At 60.1% G+C, this 7,083-nt stretch carries 10 protein-coding genes; 7 read left to right on the top strand and 3 right to left on the bottom strand.

All coding sequences use genetic code 11. The features are described from left to right. Positions 1–92: 92 nt before the first annotated feature. Positions 93–656, top strand: coding sequence for a sugar O-acetyltransferase (locus H8K11_02020; protein ID MCS6262505.1), 564 nt, complete (start codon positions 93–95; stop codon positions 654–656). 26 nt (positions 657–682) lie between these two features. Next, a complete protein-coding gene (locus H8K11_02015) occupies positions 683–1,288 on the top strand; it encodes a nitroreductase family protein (GenBank protein MCS6262504.1) in 606 nt (201 codons plus the stop codon). 10 nt (positions 1,289–1,298) lie between these two features. Here the strand turns inward: H8K11_02015 and H8K11_02010 are convergent, their stop codons facing one another. Beyond that, on the bottom strand, positions 1,299–1,976 hold the full coding sequence (locus H8K11_02010) for an SAM-dependent methyltransferase (GenBank protein MCS6262503.1): 678 nt from the start codon (positions 1,974–1,976) through the stop codon (positions 1,299–1,301). A gap of 108 nt (positions 1,977–2,084) precedes the next feature. Between H8K11_02010 and H8K11_02005 the strand changes: the two genes are divergently transcribed. The 5 genes from H8K11_02005 (at position 2,085) to H8K11_01985 (ending at position 5,652) form a co-directional block, all read left to right on the top strand. Then, positions 2,085–2,816: a glucose 1-dehydrogenase gene (locus H8K11_02005; GenBank protein ID MCS6262502.1), complete on the top strand. Its 732-nt coding sequence runs from the start codon at positions 2,085–2,087 to the stop codon at positions 2,814–2,816. A gap of 179 nt (positions 2,817–2,995) precedes the next feature. Next, positions 2,996–3,379 carry a RidA family protein gene (locus H8K11_02000; GenBank protein ID MCS6262501.1) on the top strand — a complete coding sequence of 128 codons (384 nt, stop codon included), beginning with the start codon at positions 2,996–2,998 and terminating at the stop codon, positions 3,377–3,379. Positions 3,380–3,426: 47 nt separating this feature from the next. Further along, complete coding sequence (locus H8K11_01995; GenBank protein MCS6262500.1) at positions 3,427–4,104, top strand: DNA-3-methyladenine glycosylase 2 family protein; 678 nt, start codon at positions 3,427–3,429, stop codon at positions 4,102–4,104. Then, the gene (locus H8K11_01990; protein MCS6262499.1) at positions 4,097–4,960 is read left to right on the top strand and encodes an MBL fold metallo-hydrolase; all 864 of its coding nucleotides are present in this window, start codon (positions 4,097–4,099) and stop codon (positions 4,958–4,960) included. Before H8K11_01995 ends, H8K11_01990 begins: the two co-directional genes overlap by 8 nt. A gap of 20 nt (positions 4,961–4,980) precedes the next feature. Continuing rightward, complete coding sequence (locus H8K11_01985) at positions 4,981–5,652, top strand: ankyrin repeat domain-containing protein (protein MCS6262498.1); 672 nt, start codon at positions 4,981–4,983, stop codon at positions 5,650–5,652. 27 nt (positions 5,653–5,679) lie between these two features. Here H8K11_01985 and uraH read toward each other — a convergent pair whose 3' ends face one another. Beyond that, positions 5,680–6,030, bottom strand: coding sequence for a hydroxyisourate hydrolase (uraH, locus tag H8K11_01980; protein MCS6262497.1), 351 nt, complete (start codon positions 6,028–6,030; stop codon positions 5,680–5,682). A gap of 25 nt (positions 6,031–6,055) precedes the next feature. Beyond that, complete coding sequence (locus tag H8K11_01975; GenBank protein MCS6262496.1) at positions 6,056–6,970, bottom strand: hydrogen peroxide-inducible genes activator; 915 nt, start codon at positions 6,968–6,970, stop codon at positions 6,056–6,058. Between the last annotated feature and the right edge of the window lie 113 nt (positions 6,971–7,083).

Raw genomic sequence — 7,083 nt, 5'->3', positions numbered from 1 at the left:
CCTATGATGATCCGGCGGACCTCTTGCGCCACCTGGACGAATGTGGCGTACGGCCTGAACCACCCGTGTAACGTGTCGAAAGCGTCGAGTTGATGGCCGAGAAGACCGAAAAAAACAAGATGCTGGGAGGGGAGCTCTATCGTGCACACGATAAAGAGTTGCTCGATGAGCGACGCCATGCCCAGCAGCTACTGGCCAGGTACAACGGGTTGCCGGACAGTGGTCACGATATGCGTACGACCCTGCTTCGGCATTTCCTATGTGCCGTCGGCGAAGGAACCGTGGTCCTTCCCACCTTCACGTGCGACTACGGATACAACATCAGCCTTGGCCGGAACGTCTTCATCAATTATCACTGCATCTTTCTTGACTGTGCTCCTATCGCCATTGGAGATGATGTACAGATCGGCCCTGCCGTGCAACTCTATACGGCGCAACATCCCATTGATGCCAAGGTGCGTCGCTCCGGCCTGGAATCCGCAAGCGCGATTCGGATCGGCAACGATGTGTGGATCGGCGGCGGGGCGGTGGTGCTGCCGGGCGTCACGATCGGAGATCGTAGCATCGTGGGAGCAGGCAGCGTGGTCGTGCACAACGTGCCTCCGGATAGCCTTGTCGTCGGCAATCCAGCCCGCATTGTGCGAACGTTGGTGTAAATTCTGATCCGGAGAAGGATTCGTTCATGGAAAAACCTGCTGATGTGATCCACCCCATTCATGCTCTGTTACAGCGGCGGTGGAGTCCGCGCGCGTTTGCGGACCGGATGGTGGAGCCGGAACAACTGCAGAGCCTGTTCGAGGCGGCGAGGTGGGCGCCGTCTTCGAACAACGAGCAGCCCTGGCATTTCATTGTCGGGACGAAAGCGGACCCTCCCGCGCACGACCGTCTCGTGGCCTGCCTCAAGGAGGGCAACAGGAAGTGGGCGTTTCGTGCCCCGGTCTTGATATTGTCCGTCGCACGGCTGAATTTTGAGGACGAAGGCACTCCGAACCGACATGCCTGGCACGACACGGGGATGGCCGCGCTCAGCCTCTGCTTGCAAGCGACGGCGCTGGGATTGGTGACTCACCAAATGGCGGGATTTGAGATAGAGAAGGCCCGCACCGATCTCGGTATTCCCGCCGGGTATGAACCGGTGGCGATGATCGCCGTGGGATACCCGGGCGACCCGGCTGCGTTGCCGGACTATTTGCGCGAGCGGGAATTGAAACCGCGGGAACGGAAGACTGTGACCGAGTTCGTGTCTCACGGAAGGTGGAATGGCCCGACCAAGTGGCCGACCAGGTGATGGTCCCCGGTTACGCTCGCTGCAGGCGCAGCATCTCGTTTCCACCCCGTTGAAGTTCGTACCCCACCCGTTCGATCGAGAGGTGATGGCCTTCTCGACGGAGTTGCTCACACACCGGTTCCAGGTGCTGTGACCGCTCAGCGCGGAGCGCGAGCAGAGGGAAAATTCTCACTTCATGGGCGACGCGCAGCAGGGCTCGAATGGCATCGAGGTGAAACGCTGCATCGAAGTGGTCCGAGTAGAGAAAGTGCGACGACAGTGCCAGGTCGAACCGGTCGGTTTCGAACGGGAGGTTCGGCAAGGCGCCGCAGAGATATCGACCTGTTCCCGTCCCCTCGCTGTAATCGGCGACAAATTGTTTCATCACCGCGATCCGGTTCCGCCGCAGATCCTCCGGGTCGCGATGATAACTCCAGACCCAATTTTGCGGCGTCGCCCGCACCTGCTCGATGACGTGATCCAGGGTGGAGAAGAATTGCCGTTGGATCTCCGCTCCGCTGAATTGATACAGTGGGTCGATCGACCGGACGTCACCACCGGCCGCCGTAAGTTCGGCATTGAAGCTGGACGGTCCGGCGGCACAGTCCAGAATTCGGCTCCGGCGGTCGACCGCGCTGAACGAAAACATCAGTTCATATTCGCGTAGCGACCGCCCGAACGGCACGGTCTGGTCAAGACGGATGCTCATGGCCGCACTCTATCAGACGCGGTCTTCACGAGACCATCGGCCTACGGAGAGTGATCTGTGGATGAGCCGGCCGATGGCGAGTGGCAGGACGGGAATGGAGGTGCGGGCATGGGGTTGTTGAAGGGCAAAGTGGCCATTGTGACCGGATCGTCCAGCGGGATCGGCCGCGCCATCGCCGAACGCCTGGCGCAGGACGGCGCGACGGTGGTGGTGAATTACCATGCGCACGCGGAGAAGGCCCGGGAGGTTGCCGCAGCGATTCAGGCCAAGGGCGGGATCGCTGCCGTCCTCCAGGCGGACATGAGCCGGGTGGCGGACGCGCAACGTCTGGTGCAGGAGACGGTCAACCAGTTTCAGCGGCTCGATATTCTGGTCAACAATGCCGGTCGCTTCATTCCCAAAAAGTTGGTGGAGACGACGGAAGCCGAATTCGATGCCATTTTTGCGTTGAATGCGAAGGGGCCCTACTTTGCGATGCAGGCGGCGGCCACGGTGCTCAGCGACGGTGGGCGCATTGTGAATATTTCCTCGGCGCTCACCCACCTGAAGTTTCCCGGCGCCACGGCGCACCTGGGAAGCAAGGCGGCGCTGGAGCAGTACGGCAAGGGGCTCGCGCAGGAACTGGCACCACGCGGCATTACGGTCAATACCGTGTTGCCGGGCTTTACCGATACCGGTGTGTTGACGGAGCAGTATCGCAGCATGGGTGAACAGCTGTCGCCGTTCAAAAGGCTCGGGCTTCCGTCCGACGTGGCCGATGTGGTGGCGTTTTTGGTGAGTGAGCAAGCGCGGTGGCTGACTGGCCAGGTCATTCAGGCCGGCGGCGGGTTGGTGATGTAACGTGTAACAGGATGCGGAAAACGGCCTCCAGCGGCGTTCTCGCTTCATGCAGAACCTCAACGTACCGCAAAGGGTACGCTTCGGTTCTCCATTCGCTGCGGCCTTGCTGGAGAGTCCTTTTGCGCATCCTGCGTGCTGTGTAAATTGGAGTTTTTCCGTAGCGGATCAAAGGAGGATTCATGGCAAGGCAGAACGTTTCGACCGGTGGACCATGGGAAGCGAAAATCGGGTATTCACGCGCGGTGCGAGTCGGTCAGTCGGTGCAGGTCTCCGGAACGACCGCGATGACCGCCACGGGGCTTGTCGGCAAGGGTGATCCCTATGCGCAGACAATCCAGGCCTTGAAGACGATTGAGGCGGCGCTCGTACAGGCCGGCGCGTCGATGGCGGACGTCGTGCGCACGCGCATCTACATGGCGAATATCGATCAATGGCAGGAGGTCGGACGCGCGCATGGCGAAGTCTTCGGGGCGATCAGGCCGGCGACCACCATGGTGGAAGTGAAACGGTTGATCGATCCGGATATGTTGATTGAAATCGAAGCGGACGCGATCGTGTCCTAAGCGGATGGCCGTTCTCCACCGTCTGCAGTTCGGATAGGCGAAGTCGTATGAACCAGCCGTCACCGGCCATTGCTCACCTGTGTAAGATCGATCCGGTGATGAAGCGGGTGATCGGTGAGGTCGGGCCCTATGCACTCTCGCTTCGAGCGAGGCGCTCCCCGTTTGAGTCGCTGGCCCGCGCCATTGCCTATCAGCAACTGCATGACAAGGCAGCGGAGAGCATTCTCAAGCGGTTCATCGCGTTGTTTCCCGGCCGGCGGTTTCCCCGTCCGGCTGACTTGCTGGCGATGGCGCCGGAGATGATTCGCGGCACAGGGTTTTCTCGCGCCAAGATTGCCGCGTTGCAGGACCTAGCGGCCAAGGCGATGGATGGAACCGTGCCGACCACGGCCGTGATTCAACGCCTCGAGGATGATGCCATTGTCGAACGACTGATCGCGGTGCGCGGTGTCGGACGATGGACCGTGGAGATGCTGCTGATTTTTCAGCTTGGCCGACCCGATGTCCTGCCGGTGGATGACTTTGGCGTGCGGAATGGATTCCGGATCGTATACAAACGAAAGGCCATGCCGACTCCAAAAGAGCTGCTGGTGTACGGAGAACGCTGGAGGCCCTATCGCACGGCCGCAGCCTGGTATCTCTGGCGCGCGGCGGATCGGGCGAAAGTGCTGCGCACAGCTCTGCCCGTGGTGACGGGTGCGGGGAAGCGAGCTCCGAATGGCTGACGCGCGTAAACGATTGGATGCGAATCGAGCCGGCAACTTCTATGTCGATTCCACCTGCATCAATTGTGATGCCTGCCGACAATTGGCTCCGTCGAGTTTCGAAGAAGTGGGAGAATATTCGGCGGTGACTCATCAGCCGGCCACCGAATTGGAAACCAGGCAGGCCTATCGCGCGTTGCTCGCCTGCCCGACCGGGTCGATCGGGGCCGAGCATACGAACCAAACCCTCTTGAGTGCCGCGAAAGCCGACTTCCCGTTCCCTATTGAGGGCAACGTCTACTACTGCGGCTTCAATTCGGAAAAGTCGTTCGGGGCGAACAGTTTCTTCGTGCAACATCCCGGCGGCAACTGGTTGATCGATTCGCCGCGGTATCTCAAACCGCTTGTCGATGTCTTCGATCGGATGGGAGGTCTCGCCCATATTTTTCTCACCCATGAAGACGATGTGGCGGATGCCGCCAGGTATGCACGCCGGTTCGGTGCCCGGCGAATTATCCACCGTGCGGATGTCCATGCCATGCCCGATGCGGAGGTGATCATTGAAGGGGCGGACGCTCGCGTCTACGGTGAAGACTTTCGCATCATACCTGTTCCCGGCCATACGGCCGGTAGCCTCTGTCTGCTGTATCGGGACCGGTTTCTGTTTACCGGCGATCATCTCTGGTGGGAGCCGGAGGTTAGGGAACTTGCCTCGCCGCGGCAGTTGGTGTGGAATGCAGCAGCCTTACACCGTTCCATCGAGCAACTGACGAACTGTTCATTCGAATGGGTGTTGGCCGGTCATGGCGGCCGTGTCTGGCTGCCACAATCCGAAATGCGAGCGGCGGTGCGTGATCTGGTCGAGCGACGACAATGAGGTGGAATCAGATGGGTTGGATGCGCGCTCTGTCATGGACCGGTCTGCTCTTCATGGCGAGCGTCACCCTGGCTGGCGCCGAGCCGGGTCATCGGACGAGAGACCAGGCTCTGATTGCGGCGGCAGAACGCAACGATCTTGAGGCGGTGCGGAAGCTGTTGAAAGATGGAGCCGGCGTCCGGGCTCATGATCCGCAGGGGCGCACGGCCCTGATGGCTGCAACTTATCGGAATCATGTCGAGGTCGCCAAGATGTTGATTCAGGCCGGTTCCGATGTGAATGCGCAAGATGCCATGCAAAACAGTCCTCTGCTGTTGGCCGGGGCGAGCGGGTATATCGACATTCTGCGAATGACGTTGGCTGCCGATCCCGACTTCACGATCTACAATCGCTACGGAGGCACCGCCTTGATCCCGGCCTGCGAGCGCGGCCACGTGGAAGTGGTGAAAGAACTGCTGAAGACAAAGATCGACGTGAATCACGTGAACCGGCTGGGCTGGACGGCTTTGTTGGAAGCCATCATTCTCGGTGACGGTGGATCGACACATCAGACCATCGTCGGATTGCTGGCGGCTGCAGGGGCTGATCTCAACCTGGCCGACGGAGACGGGGTGACGCCGCTCCGGCATGCCAGACAGAAGGGCTACAGAGTCATTGCCGACATTCTCCTGTCGGCGGGGGCGCGGGAATAACCGGCAGAGGGGATCGCCGATCTTCGCTCAACTCCCTCGATAGGTGCTGTAGCCGAAGGGGCTCAGGAGCAGCGGAATGTGATACGGCTGTCCCGCGTCGGACAGATTGAAGATGACGACTACCTCAGGGTAAAAGCTCGGCACGTGCTGTGCGCGAAAATAGGTCGAGACGTCAAATGTGAGACGGTAGACTCCGGGCTGAAGGCGGAGATTTGCAGGGTACAAATCATTGCTACGGCCGTCCGCATCCGTTCTGCTCTTGCCGAGTAGTTTCCAGATTCCCGCCAACCCCTGGCCTTCCAACGTGACGGGAATACCCTGCGCCGGTCGGCCTTGCGCAATGTCCAGCACATGCGTGCTGAGTCGTGACTCGGCCATTCTTCCTCCTTTCATCGTGGGATGCTTAGGATCCTGAGGTGATGGGCGTCAGTCCGGGAATTTTCAACGCACCGACCGCATCCTGGATCACCGGAATCACCGAAGGCCTCGTGAATCCCTTCCGCCACGCCAGCGCAATCCTGCGTTCCGGCACCGGCTTCATGAACTCCAGGACAGCCAGCCGTTTGTTCTGATGTTTGGCCGTGACGGCACTGCAGGGCATGACGGTGATGCCCAGTCCGGAGGCCACCATCTGACGGATCGTCTCCAGCGAATTGCCCTGCAAACTTTCCGTGTCCGACCGGCTGAGTTCCGGGCAGCTCTCCAGGACCTGTTGCCGGAAACAATGTCCTGCGTGCGGTAAGAGCACGCGCTCCGTGCTCAAGAGTGCCGAATCGATTTTTGACCGTTTGGCCAGCCGGTGATCGGCCGGCACGACGGCCTTGAACGGTTCGTCATAGAGGGCTTGGGTGAGAATGCCCGGTTCTTCGAACGGTAGCGCGATCATAATCACGTCCAGTTTGCCGCTCTTCAGCATGGCGGTCAGATTGACGGTCAGATTTTCTTCGATTTCGAGCGGCATGCCGGGGGCGCGCTTGTGCAGCAGCGGGATCAGGTCGGGCAAGAGATACGGCCCCACCGTCGCAATCACCCCGAACCGCAAGGCGCCGACGAGTTGGTTCTTCCCCTGCGCGGCGAGCAGTTTGATCTGATCCGCCTCCTCCAGCACGCGTTGAGCCTGATGGACGATCTGCTCCCCGAGCGGCGTGAGCTCGACGTGATTCTTCCGTCGCTCGAAAATCGCCACCCCCAATTCATCTTCCAACTTCTTAATAGCCTGGCTGAGGGCCGGTTGGGTGACGAAGACCCGATCCGCCGCCCGTCCGAAATGACGCTCGCGCGACACCGCCACGATGTACTGCAGTTCCGTCAGGGTCATGACTCCCCTCCACTATTGATAAGCTCAGTTTATCGTGATGCCATAGACTATCAATTGGACTGATTCTCAGGCAACCGGTATCGTCTCTGTATGACCTCGCAACAATGCAGCCA

It is taken from the genome of Nitrospira sp., assembly GCA_024998565.1.
Lineage (GTDB): Bacteria > Nitrospirota > Nitrospiria > Nitrospirales > Nitrospiraceae > Nitrospira_A.
Note: the sequence above shows the minus strand (reverse complement) of the source record. Positions and strands in the feature narration are given on the sequence as shown.

Excerpts from the sequence above, each read along its gene's own strand:
- H8K11_02020 (MCS6262505.1), top strand. The coding sequence starts at position 93 with ATGGCCGAGAAGACCGAAAAAAACAAGATGCTGGGAGGGGAGCTCTAT.
- H8K11_02015 (MCS6262504.1), top strand. The coding sequence starts at position 683 with ATGGAAAAACCTGCTGATGTGATCCACCCCATTCATGCTCTGTTACAG.
- H8K11_02010 (MCS6262503.1), bottom strand. The coding sequence starts at position 1,976 with ATGAGCATCCGTCTTGACCAGACCGTGCCGTTCGGGCGGTCGCTACGC.
- H8K11_02005 (MCS6262502.1), top strand. The coding sequence starts at position 2,085 with ATGGGGTTGTTGAAGGGCAAAGTGGCCATTGTGACCGGATCGTCCAGC.
- H8K11_02000 (MCS6262501.1), top strand. The coding sequence starts at position 2,996 with ATGGCAAGGCAGAACGTTTCGACCGGTGGACCATGGGAAGCGAAAATC.
- H8K11_01995 (MCS6262500.1), top strand. The coding sequence starts at position 3,427 with ATGAACCAGCCGTCACCGGCCATTGCTCACCTGTGTAAGATCGATCCG.
- H8K11_01990 (MCS6262499.1), top strand. The coding sequence starts at position 4,097 with ATGGCTGACGCGCGTAAACGATTGGATGCGAATCGAGCCGGCAACTTC.
- H8K11_01985 (MCS6262498.1), top strand. The coding sequence starts at position 4,981 with ATGCGCGCTCTGTCATGGACCGGTCTGCTCTTCATGGCGAGCGTCACC.
- uraH (MCS6262497.1), bottom strand. The coding sequence starts at position 6,030 with ATGGCCGAGTCACGACTCAGCACGCATGTGCTGGACATTGCGCAAGGC.
- H8K11_01975 (MCS6262496.1), bottom strand. The coding sequence starts at position 6,970 with ATGACCCTGACGGAACTGCAGTACATCGTGGCGGTGTCGCGCGAGCGT.